The following is a 20,361-nucleotide window of genomic DNA, read 5'->3' on the forward strand; positions in this document are numbered from 1 at the left end:
GCTGTTAGCAGATCACTTCGCTCGATGCTTGAAGCGAAAGCTTTTTTCGGGGCTCCTTCACCGGCTTAGCCGGTGGTTTCCGTACCAAAGACCGGCAAGGCGGGCCTAGGGCCTACCTTGCCGGTCTTTTCAAATTCCACAGCCCCACCGGAACCGGCAGACCGGCCTCCGGACGACATGGCCGGCCGCGCCGCTCATATCGATTCCGGCCTCTGCCCTTTCGCTGCCCTTATGGAGCCCTCTCCACCCATCAGGGCGGTCAGCTCCTCAATGCGTTCCAGTGGAAAGGGCGGAGCCGCCAGGGGCTTCAGCGCGATGGACATCAGCTTCATGGGGTTGTCATCGGCGGCCACGCGGTTGGAGCTGAGCTTTCCACACCGGCGGCAGCGGTGGATCACCGCCCACTCCCCATTTTTCCGCACCCACACGCCCACCGGTTCCATGATCCCGCCGCAGTCCGCCGCCCGGTCCCCGGGCGCTTCGTCCACATGGAGACTTGCAAGACAGTTCGGGCAGTGATTCCGATGTCCGCTCCCCGCCCCCTCCGGGACAACCAGCCGCCCGCAAACTTTGCAGGTAAAGCTGTCGGCGCAGGGATGGTCACGGTAGTAGCCCTTGGTATATCGAATTCTTTTGTTTTCCCGGTTCAATTCAAATGCCTCCTAAAAAGCTCAGAAACACTTTTCGGGAGGTTTTGCGGAGATTTTAGTTTGCGCAAACCTCCCGGTCTGCCGCAATCTCCGAATCACACAAATGCTTCAAATTAATTCTCCTCACAATTTCATGATCGCTTCCGCCGCCTGCTCGGCGGTCATCTCAGATACATCGACTTTGACTGTGCTCAGCCCCTCATAGAGCGGAACGCGGCTGAGGCTTCGCCCGATCACATCCGGCATTCGAATTCCGCGCTCCACATCCCTCTGCAGCCGCGCCGTGAGATGCGCCGCGTCGCAGACCAGGGATACGCTCTTCACAGAGCAGTCCTTCAGATCCAGCCGCGCAAGAATACTGTCCAGGATGGACTGCTCATGCAGGACCCAGCAGAAGATGATATTCTGAAAGGCAGAGCAGCCGAGGAAATTATACAGCAGATGGCAGATGTTGTCCAGTACCATCGCCTTGGTCTCTTCCGTGATTTGAAAGGGGTGCATATCCCAGCACCAATCGCCGTCCAAGAATACGCTGTTGGGTAGCAGGACTTTCAGCCTCCTGCAGACCGTCGTCTTGCCCACCCCCATAGTGCCGCCTACAAGATAGAGGGTTTTCATGCCGTTCGCCCCGTTCCGCCAGTTTCATCTATGATACCGTATGCCGGCCGCAGAGTCAACCCAACGCCTTCCCTCCGGACAGCTCCCTCGTATATCTGTACATCAGAAATACGACCAGAAAGGCCACGGCTGCCTCGGTGATCGGCATGGCCAACCATATGGCGTTTGCACCAAGAAGCAGGGGCAGCGCATAGATCAGAAGCCCGCTCAAGACCAGGCCCCGGACTACAGACACCAGAAAGGACGCCCCCGGCTTCATCAGTGATTGAAAATAATAGGTGGAAAAAATATTAAGGGGCAGCAAGAGAACATTTGTCAAGGGGGATTTCACCCAAAAGATGAAATCCCCCCGATAAACTGGAATTTATCAATCTTTATTTATAGTAACAAAGCAAGCTCAATTTCATTCTCATCTTCATTTCCAGTTTCCCTAAAACCAAATTTATAATATAGATGCAGTGCAATGGAGTTATCTTTATTGCACGTTAAAGCTACTTTGTTAGATTGACCAAATGGTTTGGATGCAATATAATCCAGACATTTTCTTAAAGCAAGTTCTCCAAATCCCTGATGCTGATATGCAATATCAATCATCATATGCCAAATATTATACTCTGTGAGGTCATAATCATATATCACCATCACATAACCAACCATTGTATCATCATTGAATATTCCAAAAGGAATACATTGGTTATAATATACATATGCTTGCGCTAAACTCCTGATTGGATTTGAAACAAATTGCTCTTGTTCCTTAGCCAATTTTAAGTTAAACGCCTGCATAAAGTTGTTCTCGTCAATTCTCACTAATTCAATATTACTCATAATTCCTCCTGTTTGTTGTGGAGGGATTATAGCATATAATCTCCCTCCAAATTTAATGTTTCAATCGTCATAAGATGATAGTTTCTATTCATAATGAACATCTCCTTTCGGTTCAGTATATCTATATAAACACAAACGTGTAATTGTATCGCTGCAAATTCCAGTTTGTCGATTTGTCACGAGCCAAGTATACCACAACTGGGAATGACATTCACCCCTCATTTATAGGCGCTGATAGTATCCCACCATGGCCATATCCACCAGGCCGTAGATGGAGCTGATCAGCGCGCTTCCAAACGCCGCCCCCAGGTATTTGAAGTATACGATTCTTACATTTTCTTCCATAAGATTCATTTTGGCTCCACTCCCTATTAAAAAGCAAAAAGCCGGACAAGACAACAGGCATTCCAGCCTGTCACCTTATCCAGCTCGCCATTTCCAACGAATGGCTCACCCTCCGAGTGAACGAAAGGGATTATAGCAAATCCCGCATATATAGTCAAGTCCTCCGTTCATTTTGTACTTCTGCGCACAAAAACCGGCCGGACCAGCGACTCCAAAAGGCCCGTTCCACAGCATGACAGCGGCGGACGCCGCCGGGTCTGCCGAAAAAATGTCCTCTTTTCTCTATCTCTGGACGAACCACCGGTCCATAAAGTATAATGGACCTTGACGACGGCTTGTCCCGTCAAAGCGGCAGAGGCCATGGGAAAGGACGGTGCGTATCCTTGAAAGCGACGTTTCAAAAGTTTTTTGTCTCCAATCTGCTCAGTGACATCCCGTTGGAAGAGGCCATGGTAGAGGCCTCCGACAACGTGATGATCACCAACGGCAACGGGGTGATCTGCGGCATCGGCCATACCATGCTGGAAAACCTGGGCGCTGAACCGGAGGACATCCTGGGCTATCGGGTGGACGATCTGGTGGCCCGGGGCTACTACGACCGTTCGGTGATTCGAGAGTGCATCACCCTGCGCAAAAAGGTGAACGGTCTGCTGCAGGACCGTCACGGCCACTATCTCTTCTCCACCGCTAATCCCGTTTTCGGGGAGGACGGCCGTATCCGCTTTGTTGTGACCAACACCAGAGGCGGAGATGTCCTGGATCAATTCATTCAGGAGCGGCGGGAAAGCCAGAAAAAATATGAAGGGATCGCCGGCTATCTCCGGAACCGGACCAAACACTGCAGCGTCGTGGCGGCCAGTCCTGAAATGTGCCGTGTGCTGTCCATATGCAAGCGCATCGCGGACAGTGACGGCACGGTGCTGCTCACCGGCGAAAGCGGCACCGGAAAAGAAATCTGCGCCACCTACATTTATGAAAACAGCCGAAGGGCCGGCGACGCCTTTCTTCCCATCAATTGCAGTGCCATTCCCTCCGAGTTGGTGGAGGCGGAACTCTTCGGCTACGAAAAGGGCGCTTTTACCGGGGCCGACTCCAAGGGACGGATGGGGATGCTCGAGGTGGCCGACCACGGCACCGTATTTCTGGATGAGATCGGCGAGCTGCCCCTGCACGTACAGCCCAAGCTGCTGCGTTTCCTGGAGACCGGCGAGATCAAGCGGGTCGGCGGGAGCCGCTTGTCATATTCGGATGTGCGCGTCATCGCCGCGACCAATCGGGACCTGCGTCAGCTTGTGGCGCAGCACAAATTTCGGGAGGACCTCTTCTACCGCCTCAACGTGCTCCCCGTCCATATTCCCCCGCTTCGGAACCGCCGTGAGGACATTCTCCCCCTGGCCTCCTTTTTTCTCCAGCAGTTTAACCGGAAATATGAGAGGAGCCTGCGCCTCTCCCCTCAATTTCAAGAGAAGCTGCTTGCCTATCACTGGCCCGGCAACATCCGGGAACTGCGCAATCTGATCGAGCGCACGGTGATCACCGCGCCAAAGCCCGGAGAGCCCGATCAGAGCCCCGGCCCGGAGCGCAGTCAGGAGGCGTTGGGATCGGAAGAGGAGCGTATCCTCCCCCTCCGTGAGGTGGTCAGAGATTTTGAACGAACCTATATCCAAAGGGCAATCCAGACCTGCGGAGGAAATATGACGCAGGCGGCGCGCCTGCTGGGCGTGCATAGGACGCAGCTCTACCGCAAGCTGGCGGAGAAAGAATTTTGACTACCTCCCGCTGGAAATTGCCGTGATCCCCGGCTCGGATCCCTGCAGCGCGGCGCCGCCGCCCTCGAATACCTCTCTGTCGCAATAATGAGACGCAGCAAATATGCAACAGTATTTCTGTTGCATATTTGCTGCGTTTTGCTTTCTGTTTCCCGCCATATCAGGCTTTTTAAAGTTGGCATCTCCCTTGCTTGATGATAAGGGTGGATCCATTCCACTCAAAACAGAAGGGAGCGTTATGATTGTATGGAACAGTTTCATCAGCACATTCTGACCGGTGAACAGTTGGACCTCCAAGCCTTTGCCCGTGACTTTGCCGCCAAGGAGCTGGCCCCGGTCGTCAAGGAATGTGACCGGAAGGGCGAATTTCCCATGGAGGTATTCCGCAAATTCTGTGAGGTCGGCTTCAACAGCATGTTCCTGCCGGAGGCCTATGGTGGGCAGGGGCTGGGCGCCATGGACATGGTGCTGGTCTATGAAGAGTTTGCAAAGGTGGATGCCGGATTCATTTGCAGCGCCAGCACGGGAGAATTCGGCATTGAGCCCATCCTGGTGGCCGGAACCGAGGAGCAGAAAAAGTACTACATGGATTTTATCCTCCAGGGCGGCCTGGGCGCCTTTGCCCTGACGGAACCAAACGCTGGCTCGGATGCCGCCGCCACCCGCACCACGGCGGTCCGCGACGGGGACGACTATATCCTCAACGGCAGAAAATGCTTTATTACCAGCGGCCCTGTGGCCAATGTCTACAGCGTTTTTGCCACAGTAGATCCCAGCCTTGGCACCAAGGGCATCAGCTGCTTTATCGTGGAGCGGGACCGCCCCGGCGTCTCCGTGGGCAAGGATGAGGACAAGATGGGCATGCGCCTGTCGTGTACGTCCGACGTGATCTTCGAGGACGTCCGCATCCCGGCCAAAAACCTGGTGGGCGCGGAGGGCAAGGGCTTCGGTCTGGCCATGAAGTGCCTGGACCGCAGCCGCGGCGTGAACTCTTACGGCGCCCTTGGCATTGCCCAGCGGGCCCTGGACGAGGCCGTTGCCTATGCCAAGCAGCGCAAGACTTTCGGGAGACCCATCATCGGTCACCAGGGCGTACAGTTCCTGCTGGCCGACATGGAGATCGATGTCACCACCGCCCGGGCGCTGCTGTGGCAGTGCGCGCAGATGGTGGACAAAGGCGTATTCGACACAAAGCTGGGCTCCGTGACCAAGACCTTCCTGAGCGAAATGGCCATGCGGGTCACCACCAGCGCCGTACAAGTGCTGGGCGGGTATGGCTACAGCCGTGAGTATCCGGTGGAAAAGCTGATGCGGGATGCCAAGCTGTGGTCCATCTTTGAAGGCACCAATCAGATCCAGCGTATGGTCATTTCCGGCTGCCTTGCCCACTGAGGAGGGCTGTACGATGGAATACGAACACCTTCTCTATACCGTCAGCGATCAGACTGCTATCGTCACGCTGAACCGTCCCAAAGCATGGAACGCCCTGTGCGGCGCCCTCAACACGGAACTGGAATCGGCCATCCGGCGCGCCGACGGAGATCCCGCGGTGCGCGCCATCGTCCTGACCGGCGGCCCCAAGGTATTTGCAGCGGGCGCGGACGTCAAGCAGATGGCCGATGCCACGCCGATGACGGCGGCTCGGACCGCCGAACAGGGGCAGCAGATCAATGAACTCATTGAAAGTATCGGCCTGCCCGTCATCGCCGCGGTAAACGGCATGGCGCTGGGCGGCGGCTGCGAGCTGGCCATGGCCTGCGATTTCCGCGTGGCCGGGAAAAGTGCCGTATTCGGGCAGCCGGAGGTGGGACTGGGCATCCTGCCCGGCGCCGGCGGCACACAGCGCCTGGCCCTTCTGGCCGGACCGGCGGTGGCCCGGGAAATGGTGCTTTTGGGCCGCCAGCTCCGCGCCGACGAGGCGCTGACCTGCGGCCTGGTCACCAAGGTGGTGGAAAATGAAGCGACACTGGACACAGCGCTGGCCCTGGCCGCGGAGCTGTGCAAAAAGCCTGCCTATGCCCTGGCCCAGGCCAAATGCGCCATCGTCACCGGACAGAATTTCGGCGTGGGATGCGGCAAGCTTTTCGAGCGGCAGCTTTTCGCCCTCACATTCTCCAACAGCGACCAGGTGGAGGGGATGCACGCCTTTCTGGAGCGTAGAGAACCCCGCTTCCAAAATCAGCGTTGACGGTCCTGCCCATCATCTGCATTCATCAGGAGGAAACTATCCATGAAAATCATACCTTCATCCCAAGTGGGCCGTCTGATCCCCGACGGAGCCAGCGTACTGCTCACCGGCATCACCTTGGGCGGCTACGCCGAGGAGGCCTTTTTACAGATCGAGCGTTCGTTTTTGGACTGTGGCCACCCGCGGGATCTCACGCTCTACTGGCAGGCTTCGGTAGGCGATATGGCCACCAAAGGGCTGAGTCATATCTGCCACGAAGGTCTTCTCGCCAAAGGCGTGGGCGGCCATATCAACGGCTGCGGCAAGGTCATGACCGAATTTTGCCGCGACAACAAGGCCGCCATCTACAATTGGCCCCAGGGGGTCTGTGTGGCTATGCTGCACGCCATTGCGGCCAAGACTCCCGGCGTCGTCACCAAGATCGGCTTGAAAACCTTTATGGACCCCCGTTATGGGGGCGGCCGAATGAACGCGGCCGCTACAGAGGATCTCATCGACCTTGTGACCCTGCGCGGCGAAGAATGGCTGCTGTACAAGGCGCCCAAAAAGATCGACGTCACATTGATCCGCGGCACCGTGGCCGACGAGCGGGGCAATATCGCCATGACCAAGGAGGGCTACAAATTGGGCCAGTTGGCCGCGGCGGAGGCCGCCAGAGCCACCGGTGGCATCGTGATCTGCCAGGTAGAGCGCATTGTCAAATCCGGCACGCTGCATCCCCGCCTGGTGGAGGTGCCTGGCGTTCTGGTGGACTATGTATATGTGGCGCAGCCTGAATACCACTGGCAGACCGCGGCCTCTCAGTTCAATCCCGTGTTTGCCGGGGACTACAAGGTTCCGCTGGAGAGCATCCCGCCTGTGAAATTCGATATAAAAAAAGTGATGGCCCGCCGCGCGGCGATGGAGCTCCGCGAAGGTTATATCGTCAATCTTGGGATCGGCACGCCGGAGTACATCAGCGCCGTGGCCAGCGAAGAGGGCTGTTCCGCCCTGTTCACACTCAGCACGGAGGCTGGCAACATCGGCGGCGTCCCCACCGTGGGGAACGATTTCGGCTGCTGCTGGAACGGCGAGGCCATGATAGAAACGGCCGGTATCTTTGACATGTATGACGGCGGCAGCCTGGATGCCGGCTGCCTGGGCTTTCTGGAAGTGGGGCCCAACGGAGATCTGAACTCCAGCAAGAAGGAGGGGCTTGGCATCGGCGTCGGCGGCTTTATGAACATCGCCGGCGGGGCAAAGCACGTGGTGTTCATCAGCTCCTTCACCGCCGGAAAGCCGGAATATCAGCTTGGAAATGGAGAACTGCACATCATCCGGGACGGCACAAAGAAAAAGTTCATTCGTCAGATCGCCCAGATCTCTTTCAGTGCAGAGGTCGCACTGGATCAGGGCAAGGACATCACCTATGTCACCGAACGGGTGGTCTTCAAACTCACGCCTCAGGGGCTGATGCTGACGGAAATCGCGCCGGGCATCGATCTTCAGCGCGACATCCTGGACCAGATGGAGTTCACCCCACTTCTAAGCGATGAGATCAAACCGATGCCTGCCGAGATCTTTTTTGAGACCTGGGGTGGGCTCAAGGCGCACATGACAAAGGAGTAAACGGGCATGCCGATTGAATTCAAACCGTTCGACAGCTTCCATGTGGGAGACACGGCCTCCCAGTCAAAAACGATAACAGAGGCGGACGTCGTCCTATTTTCCGGGCTGACCGGCGATTTTAACCCCATCCACTTGGATGCGGAGTACGCCAAAAAGTCCTTCTTCGGCACCAGACTGGTCCAGGGGATGTTTGTGGCAAGCCTGATCGGAGCTGTGGCCGCTCCCTTGTGCGGCAGCGCCTCCATCAATATGGGGCAGAGCTTTACCTTCCCTGCTCCAGCCCGGCTCGGCGATACCCTGACCGCCACCATCGAGGTGATGGAGAAGGTGGAAGAAAAGCATGATCTGATCCTGAAGCTTACCGTCACCCGCCAGGACGGCGTGGTGGTCCTGGACGGCACCAATACCGTAAAAATCATGGATAAGAAGAAAAAGTCTTGATATCCCCATCTTGCGGGAACTGAGGAGGGCTCGTCTTATATGGAAATCATAAGCTTAGTGTGCATTCTGATCGCACTTGCCGCCATGATGTATTTTGGCTACCGCGGCACGCCGATCATCCTGGTCGCCCCTCTATGCGGCATCTTCGTCTGCCTGACTAGCGGTCTTGACCTGGCCATGGGCATGGGGACCACCTACCTCAACGGCCTCGGGAACTGGGTCGGCAGCTATTTCTTCACCCTGTTCACCGGCGCCATTTTCGGCTGTGTCATGACGGACAGCGGCGCCGCCCGGTCCATCGGCCTGAAACTCAGCAGTCTAGCTACAAAGTTCAAAGGACATGAGAAGATCGCCGCCATCTGGTGCATCCCCATCCTGTCTTTTGTGCTCAGTTATGGCGGGATCAGCGTTTTTGTCGCGTTCTTCACGGTGATCGCCATCGCCAAGGAGCTTTTTGAAAAAATGGACATTCCCTGGCGTCTCTATGGGGTCGGCTCTCTGGGCGTCTCTGCGCTGGCGCTGACCATGGCTCCCGGTTCCCCCTCTGTCAACAACAACATTGCCAGCAACTACCTGAGCACCACCGCCATGGCCGCCCCCGGCCTCTCCCTCCTGGCCATGCTCATCGCCATCCTCTTGGGCCATCTCTATTTCTCTTGGGAGCTGCGCAACGTGCGCCGCGATGACGAGCATTTTTTGCCCACGGGCACCCAAATCGCCCAAGTGGACCTTCTTAGCGAGGCGGGCGCCTCAGATAACTTTAAGGAAATGAATATTTTCCTGGCGCTGGCCCCCTCCATCCTCCTCATCATCCTTCTCAACCTGGTGGGTCTGCCCGTCTATATCGCTTCTTTCGTCGCCATCCTCGCGGCTTACATCCTCTTCTGGAACCGTCTGCACGCCAAAGTGGCCACGGCCCAGCGCGGCGCCGTCCAGGCCATCACCTCCGCCTGCACCGTAGCCCTGGTCGTGGGGTTCGGATCCGTGGTGGCCTCTACATCGGGCTACCAGGTCATCCTCGACGCCCTGGCCATGATCCCCGACAGCCTGGGCTATTTCCAAGTCATCATCGCGGTCAATTTGGCCGCCGGAGTAACCGGCTCCTCCAGCGGCGGACTGAGTATCGCGCTGGATTCCCTGAGCGACCGTTTCCTCAACGTCCTGAATCTGAACCCGGAAGCGGTCCACCGAATCGCCTGTATTAGCTCCGGCGGCCTGGATTCGCTGCCCTGTAACGGCACGGTGCTCAACGAGCTGGCTATGGCCAAGCTCCCTCCCAGGGTGGGTTATCGGCCTATGTTTGTCCTCACCGTTATTACTCCCATTTTGACGTCCTGCCTCATCGGCCTCGTCGCCACCTTTATCGGGGGCCTGTAAGGCCCCGGCCCAGTCCTTTCCCGCCGGGAAGTGGGATATCCCCTGCTCCGGAAAAAACAGCGGCGCCCGACGGGCGCCGCTGTTTTTGTTGCGTATGTATGCGATTGTCCGAATCAGCCCTGGGAGATGGCTCCGGTGGGGCAGGTATCGGCGCAGGAACCGCAATCGATGCAAGTGTTGGCGTCGATGACGTACTGAGAATCGCCCTGGGAAATGGCACCCATGGGGCAGGCATCAGCACAGGAACCGCAGCTGACACAAGCGTCACTAATCACATAGGCCATTGGAAACACCTCCAAATTCAATGTATACCTATTCTAACACAGTTTTTTAAAATTGCAATGCCCATTCTGCAAAATTCCCGTCCTATTTTTTCTTTGATGTGGGTATATTTCCCCTGAGTGGATAAAATAGCATGACGTGGAAAGCGAGGTGAGCATTCATGCGAGACGATAGGCGGCGCTTTGACGCCGAGATCGCCGGGGCTCTGGCCCCGGAACTGGAGGGAGCGGCCCACAGCCGTGCCCACACGCGGCGGATCCCTCCGCCGCAGCAAACCACCAAGGACGGAGGCGATTCCCCATCAGCGAAAACCAATTTACCCAGCGCGCCCAAGCGGCCCTGAGACTGGCCCACGAGTCCGCGGCTCAGCTTGGGCACGGCTATGTGGGCTCTGAACACCTCCTGCTGGGCATGCTGCTGGAGGGACAGGGCGTGGCCTGCCGCGTGCTCCGGGACGCCGGCCTGGACGTAGGCACTGCGCGGGAATCCATCATTCGCCTGGTCGGCTCCGGCGCGCCGGCGTCCATGCCGTCCCAAGGGCTGACTCCCCGCTGCCGCCGGGTGGTGGAGCTGGCCGCCGCCGAGGCCTCCCGCATGGGGAGCCGCCGGGTGGGCACGGAACACCTCCTGTTAGGCATGCTCAGGGAGGGGGACGGAGTAGCCATCCGGGTCCTGACTGGAAGCGGTGCAGAGCTCAACCGGCTTTACACAGATACCCTGAACGCCTTGGGCGGCGGTCCGCTTCCCCCTCCCCGGAGTGCAGGAGCGGGCCGTACCAGACCGGAACGGGACTATATGGAACGTGGAGAGACAAAATTGCTGGATCAATTTTCAAAAGATTTGACCCGCCAGGCCGCTACGGGGGCGCTGGACCCGGTCATCGGGCGAGACCCGGAAATCCGCCGGGTCATCCAAATTTTATCCCGACGACAGAAAAACAACCCGGCCCTCATCGGCGAACCCGGCGTCGGCAAGACCGCCGTGGCGGAAGGGCTCGCCAGGCGCATTGTCTCCGGCGAGGTGCCGGACGACCTGCGTGGCAAACGGCTCATCGCCCTGGATCTCTCCGCCATGGTGGCGGGCACCAAGTACCGGGGAGAATTTGAGGAGCGGGTGAAAAACGTCCTCGCCGAGGTACGCAAGGCCGGGGACGTGATCCTCTTTCTGGATGAGCTGCATACCATTGTGGGCGCGGGCAGCGCCGAGGGCGCCATCGACGCCGCCAACATCATCAAGCCCGCCCTGGGCCGCGGTGACATTCAGGTGGTGGGCGCCACCACGCTGGACGAATACCGGAAATATATCGAAAAGGACGCCGCCCTGGAACGCCGCTTCCAGCAGGTCATGGTCAAGGAACCGGACCGCCCCACAGCGCTTGCGATCCTCCGGGGCCTGCGGGACCGATATGAGGCCCACCATCGCCTGAGCATTGCGGACGAGGCCCTGGAGGCTGCCGTCACACTCTCCTGCCGCTATCTGACGGACCGTTTCCTTCCGGATAAGGCCATCGACCTCATCGACGAAGCCGCCTCGCGGGTGCGCATGTGCCAGTTGGACACTCCCCCCGCCCTCCGCAGCCTGGAGGAGAAGGCCAACCGGGCGGCCCTGGAAAAGGAGGAGGCCATTCGGGGCCAGGACTTTGAAAAGGCCGCCATGCTGCGGGACGCGGAGCGGGACTTCCGGCTGGAGCTCTCGGCCCAGCGCCGGAGCTGGCACTTGGGTCACGCCGCACGCGCCGTGACTGCGGAGGATGTGGCCGCCGTGGTCTCCGACTGTACCGGCATCCCGGTGACCACGCTGACCCAGGCGGAATCCGACCGGCTTCTGCTGTTGGAGCAGGAGCTCCATCGGCGCCTTGTGGGGCAGGACGAGGCCGTTGGCGCGGTGGCACGCGCCGTTCGCCGGGGCCGCGTGGGGCTGAAGGACCCGGGGCGTCCGACCGGAGCCTTCCTGTTTCTGGGCCCCACCGGCGTAGGCAAGACAGAGCTCTGCAAGGCTCTGGCCGCCGCACTCTTCGGCACGGAGGAGGCCCTGCTGCGCTTTGATATGTCCGAATATATGGAGCAGCACACCGTCTCCCGGCTCATCGGCTCTCCCCCCGGCTATGTGGGCCACGAGGAGGGGGGACAACTGACGGAAAAGGTGCGCCGCCGCCCTTACTCCGTCGTTCTCTTTGATGAGATCGAGAAGGCCCACCAGGACGTATGGGGCATCCTCCTGCAAATCATGGAGGACGGCGTCCTCACCGATGCGCAGGGCCGCCGGGTGGACTTCCGCAACACTGTAGTGGTCATGACCTCCAACGTGGGCGCCAAGCGCATCACCTCCCAAGGAAGCCGTTTGGGATTTTCCGCCCGGGCCTCTTCCCAAGGGGAGACCCGCCCGGTCGAAGAGCTCCGCGCCGCCGTTCTGGATGACCTCAAGACAGTCTTTCGCCCCGAGTTTTTGAATCGCGTGGACGACACCATCGTATTCCGCCAGCTCACCCGTCCAGAAATTCGGGAGATCGCCCAACGGATGCTCGCTGCCGTGGGGGAGCGGATGGAGCGGCTGGGGATCTCGCTGGAGATCAGCCCGCCCGCCCTGGACCTTCTGGCCGAGCTGGGCTTCGACCCCTCGTACGGTGCCCGCCCCCTGCGCCGGACCATCCGTTCCCAGGTAGAAGACCCTGCCGCCGAGCTGCTGCTCACCGGCGCGCTGCGCGCCGGCGACCGCGCCGTGGTGGAGGCCGAAGAAAAAGATTTAAAAATAATTCCGCTCCCCGGGGAACAAATTTCCGCTGTCGCCGTCCAAGAAGAGTGTACCCCATCTTTATTCGAACTAGAGGAGAATCAACACCCATGAAACGAATTGCAACACTGTCCCTTGCCTCCCTGATGCTTATCGCCGCCCTGGCGGGCTGCTCCGGCCAGAAGCCGCAGGAGAGCGATGCCCCCGCCAAGACCCCCGAAGCGTATACCGAGGCCTATCAGAGCGCCATCGAGGCCGCCCGGGACCAAGAGATGAATGAGGCTGTGCCTGTCATCACCTCCTCCAGCAATTCCATGGCGGACATGATCCTGCCCATGCTAGGCATCACGGACGATAATACCACTGCCTATGCGGTGGCCGTCTCCCCCATGAACATAAAAGCCTATGGCATCGCCGCCATCCTGCCCGCCGAGGGGAAGAGCGACGAGGTTCTGGAGGGCGTGCAGGGCTTTGTGGACCAGCAGAAGCAGAACTTTGAGCAGTATCTTGCGGACCAATACGACATCGCCAACGCCGCCAAGGTGGAGACCCTGGAGGACGGCACCATTCTCCTTGTGATGAGCGAGGGTCAGGACGCCATTTTTGACTCCATCAAAGATGCCCTGAGCCAGTGATCATCCCTTCCGCAGAAACACGGGCGGCCGGACCAATGGTCCGGCCGCCCGTGTTTCTTTCCGGTGCTATACGGCCTGGCATGCATGATACCAGTCCAGCGCGCGCTGCTCCAGCGCACCATAGGCCTCCTGTTCGCCGCTGTGGGCCCACAGATAATCCCGGACCGCCAAGTGCCGGATAATGTCCCGCCGGTTCCCCCTCTCAAATATATGGATCTCCAGCAGATTCCGGCCCAGAATCGCTGCGATCCTCTCCCGTTCTTTCTCATAGACCGCCCTCCACTCGGGGCGATATGCCACTACCTCCACGTACTGTGCCACGGCGTTCCCCTCCCTTTGCCATTTCCTGTGATTTTACCACAGCTCCGTGCCAGCCGCAAGCACCGGCACCCGCCTTTATTTTCCTCGCCGGTCGGGATTGTAAAGGATGGTAAAAACTCGTATAATGGCCTTACCAGACAAAAGGGAGGCACCTGCATGAAGGGACGTTCCAGCGGTATTCTACTTCCGATCTTCTCTCTCCCCGGCGCTTACGGCATCGGCTCATTGGGTGGGGAAGCCCGGCGTTTCATCGACTTTCTCGCCGACGCCCATCAGCACGTGTGGCAGATTCTTCCCCTTGTTCCCACGGGGAGCGGCGATTCCCCCTATATGTCGCCCTCCGCCTTTGCCGGAAACCCTTGGTTTCTGGATCTGGAGGACCTTGCGGCGCTGGGGCTGCTTACCCGGGAGGAGCTCTCCGCCGCTCGCTGCCCCGATCCGGACCACGTGGACTACGCATGGCTCCACGCCACCCGCCTGCCCCTTCTCCGCCGGGCTTGGACCCGCGACAGCGACAGAGCGTCCCGCACCGCTTTCCTGGAGTCCCAATCGGACTGGCTCCCTGACCACGCCCTCTTCTGCGCGCTCCATGACCATCTCGGCCAGCCTCTGGATCAGTGGCCGGATGTAATCCGGCGCAGAGAGCCCGACGCGCTGAACCGCTGCCGCCGAGACCTGGCCGATGAGATCGACTTTCAAATCTTCCTTCAGTACCACTTTTTCCGGCAGTGGCGCTCCCTCAAGGCCTATGCCAACGACAGGGATATCTCTATCCTGGGGGATCTGCCCATCTACGTCTCTGCCGACTCCGCCCAAGTGTGGGCCCGCCCCGAGCTCTTCCAGCTGGACGAAGACTTTCTGCCCTCCGCGGTTGCGGGCGTACCGCCGGACGCCTTTTCCGAGGTGGGGCAGCACTGGGGAAATCCCCTCTATGACTGGGCCGGACATCGGGAGGCGCTCTTTCTGTGGTGGGGGGAGCGGATGAAAAACGCCGCGCTCCTTTATGATATGGTCCGCATTGATCACTTCCGCGGTTTCCACACCTATTGGTCCATCCCCGCCGGAGCGGAACATGCTTTGGAGGGCCACTGGGAACCAGGCCCCGGGCAGGCCCTGCTGAACTATCTCTCCGCCGAAGTCCCAAAGCTGGAGCTCATCGCCGAGGACCTGGGCGATCTGGATGAAAGCACCCGGGAATTTATCACCCGCTCCGGCCTCCCGGGCATGAAGATCCTGGTCTACGCCTTTGACCCTGTGGGCGAGAGCGCCTACCTCCCCCACAACTGCCCCCGGGACGCCGTGATCTACACCGGCACCCACGATACCCCCACCTTTGTCCAGTGGCTCTTTGATGAGGCGGCTCCGGCGGAACGTGAGTTCGCCTCCCGCTACCTGCGGCTTCGGGCCGACGAGGGCTTCGGCTGGGGGGCCCTCTGCGGCGCGTGGATGTCCCCCTGCCGTCTGGCGGTGGCGCCGCTTCAGGACGTGCTGGGGCTGGGCGCCGACGCCCGAATCAACGCCCCCGGTACCATGGGACCGAAAAACTGGTCTTGGCGTGTCCGTTCAGCGGCTCTCAACTCCGACGTCTCCAGCCGCCTGCGCGAAATCACCCGCACTTACCGGAGGGGCTGATCCGTCATGCGACCGTTTCAACGTCTGAGCCGCCTGGAGTATTTCCAGGCGGCTCAGACGTTTTCTATTTCTCTGTCCCTTCACCGCCCTCGGCGGATCTGTCACACCGACTCTCCCGTCATATGGCAGCTCCCCTGAAAGGCGGCGGCCGTGAATACCGCCCGGTATTGGCCCGGTTCCAGCTCCACACTGTCGCTCTCCGTTTCGAATGTCCGGCTCTCATAGGCCCAGCCGAAGCCGCTCCGCCTCCGTATGCCCAAAGTCAGAGAGCCGGAGATATGCTCCACCTCAATCCGCACGGCAGTGGGCGCCTCCACGGAAAAGTCGTAGCTGAGCTCTCCCGCATAGAACCCCCTGTCTTTATCCGGATACTCCGGACAGACCATGCGGAGTTCCCGGGGCAGGTCCACGACAAAGTCCGTCCCCTGCTCTGCCGTCACATCTCCAGTGCCGAGCTCCACTTCCAGCGTGTCAACTTCCCCCGGCTCCGAGGAGGATACGTCCCGCCTTTCTTCCGCACTCTCCGCTCCCCGCCGCCCCTTCTCATTCCAGCTGCGGATACCGAATGGCGTCATGGAGACGATGTGTCCGGCGGCCTCTATCTCCAGCCAACTCTCCCCGCCCATGCGCCATCCCGCAAAGGACATGGTGGCTCCCGCCAGAAGAAGCAAGATCCCCAGTCCCGCGACGGCTCTCCCCAGCCTCCTCATGCCCGTGCCTCCCCTCTCCGCAGGACACGCTCCAGCAGCCAGGCCGCGCCCCGCAGCGCCGCTCCCACCAGAAATACCACGCCGCCCAACAGCAGGAGTCCGATGCCTGCCGTCAGCATTCCGCCCCCTACAAAGTACATGGTGGTGGCGATCCCATGTCCCAGCAGAGCCGCAAATCCGGCCCAAACCGCCACCGCACCCATCGCAATACAGCCCACTCCTGCGGCGCCTGCGCCCACCGCAGCGCACAGCACCACCAGCCCCAACGCAACCGTCAGGGCCGTCAATCCCACCGCCAGAGAAATGGCGATGGGCGCTGCGCAGACCGCCAGGATCACGCCCCAGAGCGCTCCGGCACTGCTTTTCCGTCCCCCAGAACCAGCATCCGGGCATTCCAGCGCCTTCTCTATCCGCCCTTCCGTGATGCGCCGCACCAGCTCTTCCGGTGTTCCCAGCTCCCGGATGATCTCCGCCTCTCTCTGAGGGCCGGCCTCCTCAAAATACGCCCCATAGTAACCCATCATCCGTTCCAGCTCCGGCATCGTCATCCGATGTGACAGACGCAGGCGCAGCTCTTTGAGATAGTCCTCTCTCGTCATGACGTTTCTTGTCCTTTCCGCCGCCTTTTCAGCAATTCCGCGTCCTTCCGCACGTGTCGGACGCGGTGCTGTCCCTTTGACATTGCCATTTTACCAGCCACGCCTTAATTTCCACTGTCAGAAATCATTAAAATTTTCTAAAAGGACGCTCTTCCTTTCATGCGCAAGGCCACATAGCCACCAGAAATATCATGGAATTTCACTAGGATTTTCTGTATTTTGTTTACAGGTTTAGGGTTGTAAAAACGGCCAAATTGTTATATTATGTAGGGCACGAATAAAATGAACCACCGGAATTTCCAAACCCTATCCGGCGCATATGAGGTGAACCTATGAGCCTTCGCATTGGCATCGACATCGGCTCCACCACTGTAAAGGTTGTGGTGCTGGATGAGCAGAACCAGCTTCTTTTCCGCTCTTACGAGCGGCATTACTCCAAGGCCCGGGAACGGGCCTGCGAGACCCTCCATACCATTCAGGATCAATTGACGGGCAAGGACGTGCGCCTGGTCATCACCGGGTCCGCCGGACTGGGCGTGGCCAAGGCCGCCGGCATCGACTTTGTGCAGGAGGTCTACGCCACTGCGGCCGCCGTCAACACCTACATACCGGGCACCGACGCCGTCATCGAGCTGGGTGGCGAAGACGCCAAGATCATCTTTTTCGGCGGTGCGCTGGAGGAGCGTATGAACGGCTCCTGCGCCGGCGGCACCGGCGCTTTCATCGACCAGATGGCCACCCTGATGAACGTCTCCATCGACGAGCTGGACCGCCTCTCTCTCAAGCACGAGAAAATCTACCCCATCGCCTCCCGCTGCGGCGTATTCGCCAAAAGCGACATTCAGCCCATCCTCAACCAGGGCGGGCGGAAGGAGGACGTGGCCGCCTCTATCTTTCAGGCCGTGGTGGACCAGACCGTGGCCGGGCTCACCCAGGGCCGGGAGCTCAAGGGAAAGATCGTCTTTCTGGGCGGTCCCCTCCACTTCCTCTACGGTCTGCGGGAGCGGTTCGTGGAGACCCTGCATCTGGACGGCGAGCATGCCGTCTTCCCGGAGGACGGCGACTGCTTCGCCGCCATGGGCGCGGCCCTGTGCTCCTCCGACTACCCCGAGCGCCCCTTTGACGAGGCGCTGACACTTCTGGAAGAGAGTGTGGACAACGTGGGGCTGGTAGACACCATGCCCCCCCTCTTTACCAGTCAGGCGGAGTACGACGCCTTCCTGGCCCGGCACAATGCCAACCATCCCCCCGAGGTGGACGCCGCCGCCTACAGCGGGGACGCCTGGCTGGGCATCGACGCCGGCTCCACCACCACCAAGATGGCCCTCATCTCCCCAGACGGCGGACTGCTCTACACCTATTATCACTCCAATCAGGGCAACCCTGTGGCCATCGTGCTGGAGCAGCTCAGGGCCATCTACCGCCTCTGCGGAACGCGCATTCGGATCAAGGGCGCGGCCGTCACCGGCTATGGCGAGGATCTCATCAAAAACGCCTTCGGCTGTGACCTAGGGCTGGTGGAGACGGTGGCGCACTACAACGCCGCCGCCCATTTCAATCCGGACGTCGACTTCATCATCGACATTGGCGGCCAGGACATGAAGTGCTTCAAGATCCGCAATCGGGCCGTGGACTCCATCATGCTCAATGAGGCCTGCTCCTCCGGATGCGGCTCTTTTATCGAGACCTTCGCCAAGGCTCTGGGGTACGACATCGCCGATTTCGCCAAGCTGGGGCTCTTCGCGCCCCATCCGGTGAATCTGGGCTCCCGCTGCACCGTGTTTATGAACTCTTCGGTCAAGCAGGCCCAGAAGGACGGGGCCAGCGTGGAGGATATCTCGGCCGGTCTCTCCATCTCCATCGTGAAAAACGCCGTCTACAAGGTCATTCGGGCCGCCTCTGCCGACGACCTGGGCCGGCACATCGTGGTCCAGGGGGGCACCTTCCTCAACGACGCCGTACTGCGCGCTTTTGAGCAGGAGCTGGGCCGAAACGTGACGCGCCCCACCATCGCCGGACTGATGGGCGCTTTCGGCGCCGCTCTGGCCGCCCGGGATCTCCACCTGGAGCGGAGCGCCCTGCTCAGCGAGCAGGCGCTGGCGTCCTTCACCCATACCGCCAGACCCGTCACCTGCAACCTGTGCACCAACCACTGCTCCCTCACGGTCAACTCCTTCGACGGCGGCCGCCGCTTCATCTCCGGCAACCGCTGCTCCCGCCCCCTTGGGCAGGAGAGGGTGGAGCAGCCCGACCTGATGCACTATAAATATAAAAAGCTCCGCGCTATGGAGGGCACCGGGACCGGGGACGGCTCCCGGGGACGGATCGGGATTCCCTTCGGGCTCAACATGTATGAGAACCTCCCCTTCTGGTATGAGTTCTTCACCCGCCTTAACTTCAATGTGGTCCTCTCTCCCGAGTCCTCCCGAAAGCTGTACCTCAAGGGGCAGCACACCATCCCCTCCGACACGGTTTGCTACCCCGCCAAGCTCCTCCACGGCCATGTGGAGGCCCTGGTAGAAGCCGGGGTGGACGCCATCTGGTATCCCTGCATGTCCTACAACAATGACGAGGGCATCGGCGACAACCATTTCAACTGTCCGGTGGTGGCCTACTATCCCGAGCTTCTGGCCGCCAATGTCCCCGCCCTGAAAGAGACCCGTTTTCTGGACCCCTATGTGGGCCTGTGGCGGCACAAGGACTTTAAGAAGCGCGCAGTGCGGATGATGCAGGAGGAGTTCGGCATCCCCAGGCAAGAGACGGAGCGGGCCGTGGCCGCCGCTTACAGCGCCTATGACGCCTATGTTCAGGATGTGCGCCAGACGGGCATGGCGTACATCGAGTACGCCCGGGCACATGAGAAGAACATCGTGGTGCTCTGCGGCCGCCCCTATCACATCGATCCGGAGATCAACCACGGCATCAACGACCTCATCACCTCTTTCGGCTTTGTGGTGGTTACGGAGGACGCCCTCTCCTATCTGGAGGACTATGCCCCCCGCAAGGTGCTCAACCAGTGGACCTTCCAGAGCCGTATGTATAACGCCGCTCGGTACGTCTGCACCCAGCCGGATATGCAGGTGGTGCAGCTGGTCTCCTTCGGCTGCGGTACCGACGCCATCACCACCGATGAGATGCGCTCCATTCTGGAGGAGGGCGGAAAGCTTTACACCCAGCTCAAAATCGATGACATCAACAACCTGGGCGCGGTAAAGATCCGGATCCGCTCCCTGATGGCGGCCATGGATGCCCGAAAGGTCCGGCCCTCCGCCCAAGACGGGGCAGCCTCCTGAAAGGAGGCCGTCTGGATCGAGGCCCGGAGACAGCTCGCCCTGGACCTAGGCTGTCATGTGAATTTCCTTGACAGTCCGGGAATATCGTGACGAAGTGGCGCGACCCGCCGGAACGGTGAGCGGCTGTGGCAGATCAGCGTCAACGTGCTCCAGCCCTTCCGCGGCCGGGGCTATGCCGCCGGACTGCCTTTCCTGCTGAAGGATACGCTTCTCCGGCGGGGCATCGTCCCCTTCTACGGCACGGCGGAGAGCCATATTATCTCCCGGAATGTAGCAATTCGGGCCGGTTTTCGCCCGGCCTTCGGATATCTATACGCGCAGACGAAAGGATAAAC

At 59.7% G+C, this 20,361-nt stretch carries 21 protein-coding genes; 12 read left to right on the forward strand and 9 right to left on the reverse strand.

The window, feature by feature from the left end; genetic code table 11:
* Positions 1-194: 194 nt before the first annotated feature.
* From ABUA09_RS05495 to ABUA09_RS05515, 5 genes are all read right to left on the reverse strand, one after another.
* Entirely contained in the window at positions 195-650 is a 456-nt protein-coding gene (locus tag ABUA09_RS05495) for an RNHCP domain-containing protein (protein WP_033116846.1), read from the reverse strand.
* A 123-nt stretch (positions 651-773) separates the two neighbouring features.
* Positions 774-1,268: an ATP-binding protein gene (locus tag ABUA09_RS05500; protein ID WP_033116845.1), complete on the reverse strand. Its 495-nt coding sequence runs from the start codon at positions 1,266-1,268 to the stop codon at positions 774-776.
* A 55-nt stretch (positions 1,269-1,323) separates the two neighbouring features.
* Positions 1,324-1,587, reverse strand: a complete 264-nt coding sequence (locus tag ABUA09_RS05505; RefSeq protein WP_033116844.1) for a hypothetical protein — start codon at positions 1,585-1,587, stop codon at positions 1,324-1,326.
* 59 nt (positions 1,588-1,646) lie between these two features.
* Entirely contained in the window at positions 1,647-2,096 is a 450-nt protein-coding gene (locus ABUA09_RS05510; RefSeq protein WP_033116843.1) for a GNAT family N-acetyltransferase, read from the reverse strand.
* A 222-nt stretch (positions 2,097-2,318) separates the two neighbouring features.
* Complete coding sequence (locus ABUA09_RS05515) at positions 2,319-2,450, reverse strand: hypothetical protein (RefSeq protein WP_264464843.1); 132 nt, start codon at positions 2,448-2,450, stop codon at positions 2,319-2,321.
* Positions 2,451-2,824: 374 nt separating this feature from the next.
* Here ABUA09_RS05515 and ABUA09_RS05520 point away from each other — a divergent pair, with 374 nt between their 5' ends.
* From ABUA09_RS05520 to ABUA09_RS05545, 6 genes are all read left to right on the forward strand, one after another.
* Entirely contained in the window at positions 2,825-4,210 is a 1,386-nt protein-coding gene (locus ABUA09_RS05520; RefSeq protein WP_033116842.1) for a sigma-54 interaction domain-containing protein, read from the forward strand.
* A gap of 246 nt (positions 4,211-4,456) precedes the next feature.
* On the forward strand, positions 4,457-5,602 hold the full coding sequence (locus ABUA09_RS05525) for an acyl-CoA dehydrogenase family protein (RefSeq protein ID WP_033116840.1): 1,146 nt from the start codon (positions 4,457-4,459) through the stop codon (positions 5,600-5,602).
* Positions 5,603-5,615: 13 nt separating this feature from the next.
* Positions 5,616-6,398: an enoyl-CoA hydratase/isomerase family protein gene (locus ABUA09_RS05530; RefSeq protein ID WP_033116839.1), complete on the forward strand. Its 783-nt coding sequence runs from the start codon at positions 5,616-5,618 to the stop codon at positions 6,396-6,398.
* Between the two features lie 42 nt (positions 6,399-6,440).
* Positions 6,441-8,006 carry an acyl CoA:acetate/3-ketoacid CoA transferase gene (locus ABUA09_RS05535; protein WP_279202472.1) on the forward strand — a complete coding sequence of 522 codons (1,566 nt, stop codon included), beginning with the start codon at positions 6,441-6,443 and terminating at the stop codon, positions 8,004-8,006.
* A gap of 6 nt (positions 8,007-8,012) precedes the next feature.
* Positions 8,013-8,447: a MaoC family dehydratase gene (locus tag ABUA09_RS05540; protein ID WP_033116837.1), complete on the forward strand. Its 435-nt coding sequence runs from the start codon at positions 8,013-8,015 to the stop codon at positions 8,445-8,447.
* A 39-nt stretch (positions 8,448-8,486) separates the two neighbouring features.
* Positions 8,487-9,824, forward strand: a complete 1,338-nt coding sequence (locus ABUA09_RS05545) for a GntP family permease (RefSeq protein ID WP_033116836.1) — start codon at positions 8,487-8,489, stop codon at positions 9,822-9,824.
* Positions 9,825-9,937: 113 nt separating this feature from the next.
* Here the strand turns inward: ABUA09_RS05545 and fdxA are convergent, their stop codons facing one another.
* The gene (gene fdxA / locus ABUA09_RS05550; protein ID WP_033116835.1) at positions 9,938-10,108 is read right to left on the reverse strand and encodes a 4Fe-4S ferredoxin; all 171 of its coding nucleotides are present in this window, start codon (positions 10,106-10,108) and stop codon (positions 9,938-9,940) included.
* A gap of 158 nt (positions 10,109-10,266) precedes the next feature.
* On the opposite strand from fdxA, the gene ABUA09_RS05555 reads away from it, so the two are divergent.
* From ABUA09_RS05555 to ABUA09_RS05565, 3 genes are read left to right on the forward strand one after another with little or no spacing between them, the layout of a single operon-like run.
* Positions 10,267-10,449: a hypothetical protein gene (locus ABUA09_RS05555; RefSeq protein ID WP_129868840.1), complete on the forward strand. Its 183-nt coding sequence runs from the start codon at positions 10,267-10,269 to the stop codon at positions 10,447-10,449.
* Positions 10,407-12,950 carry an ATP-dependent Clp protease ATP-binding subunit gene (locus ABUA09_RS05560; RefSeq protein WP_279202511.1) on the forward strand — a complete coding sequence of 848 codons (2,544 nt, stop codon included), beginning with the start codon at positions 10,407-10,409 and terminating at the stop codon, positions 12,948-12,950. The genes ABUA09_RS05555 and ABUA09_RS05560 overlap by 43 nt, the downstream gene beginning before the upstream one ends.
* On the forward strand, positions 12,947-13,471 hold the full coding sequence (locus ABUA09_RS05565) for a DUF4358 domain-containing protein (protein WP_116721752.1): 525 nt from the start codon (positions 12,947-12,949) through the stop codon (positions 13,469-13,471). The genes ABUA09_RS05560 and ABUA09_RS05565 overlap by 4 nt, the downstream gene beginning before the upstream one ends.
* Positions 13,472-13,537: 66 nt before the next feature.
* On the opposite strand, the gene ABUA09_RS05570 is transcribed toward ABUA09_RS05565, so the two are convergent.
* Positions 13,538-13,792 carry a GrpB family protein gene (locus ABUA09_RS05570; protein ID WP_075703702.1) on the reverse strand — a complete coding sequence of 85 codons (255 nt, stop codon included), beginning with the start codon at positions 13,790-13,792 and terminating at the stop codon, positions 13,538-13,540.
* Between the two features lie 156 nt (positions 13,793-13,948).
* Here ABUA09_RS05570 and malQ point away from each other — a divergent pair, with 156 nt between their 5' ends.
* Complete coding sequence (malQ, locus tag ABUA09_RS05575; protein ID WP_349949195.1) at positions 13,949-15,424, forward strand: 4-alpha-glucanotransferase; 1,476 nt, start codon at positions 13,949-13,951, stop codon at positions 15,422-15,424.
* A gap of 101 nt (positions 15,425-15,525) precedes the next feature.
* Here malQ and ABUA09_RS05580 read toward each other — a convergent pair whose 3' ends face one another.
* Together ABUA09_RS05580 and ABUA09_RS05585 are read right to left on the reverse strand one after the other, a co-directional pair.
* Complete coding sequence (locus tag ABUA09_RS05580) at positions 15,526-16,134, reverse strand: hypothetical protein (RefSeq protein ID WP_208319037.1); 609 nt, start codon at positions 16,132-16,134, stop codon at positions 15,526-15,528.
* The gene (locus ABUA09_RS05585; RefSeq protein WP_058117561.1) at positions 16,131-16,733 is read right to left on the reverse strand and encodes a DUF1700 domain-containing protein; all 603 of its coding nucleotides are present in this window, start codon (positions 16,731-16,733) and stop codon (positions 16,131-16,133) included. The genes ABUA09_RS05580 and ABUA09_RS05585 overlap by 4 nt, the downstream gene beginning before the upstream one ends.
* 332 nt (positions 16,734-17,065) lie before the next feature.
* Here ABUA09_RS05585 and ABUA09_RS05590 point away from each other — a divergent pair, with 332 nt between their 5' ends.
* Positions 17,066-20,026: an acyl-CoA dehydratase activase gene (locus ABUA09_RS05590; RefSeq protein ID WP_052082574.1), complete on the forward strand. Its 2,961-nt coding sequence runs from the start codon at positions 17,066-17,068 to the stop codon at positions 20,024-20,026.
* Between the two features lie 144 nt (positions 20,027-20,170).
* On the forward strand, positions 20,171-20,359 hold the full coding sequence (locus ABUA09_RS05595) for a GNAT family N-acetyltransferase (protein WP_195614282.1): 189 nt from the start codon (positions 20,171-20,173) through the stop codon (positions 20,357-20,359).
* The last annotated feature ends 2 nt before the right edge of the window (positions 20,360-20,361 follow it).

Source organism: Intestinimonas sp. RTP31139st1_F5_RTP31139_211217, from assembly GCF_040226735.1.
GTDB classification, from domain to species: domain Bacteria; phylum Bacillota; class Clostridia; order Oscillospirales; family Oscillospiraceae; genus Intestinimonas; species Intestinimonas butyriciproducens.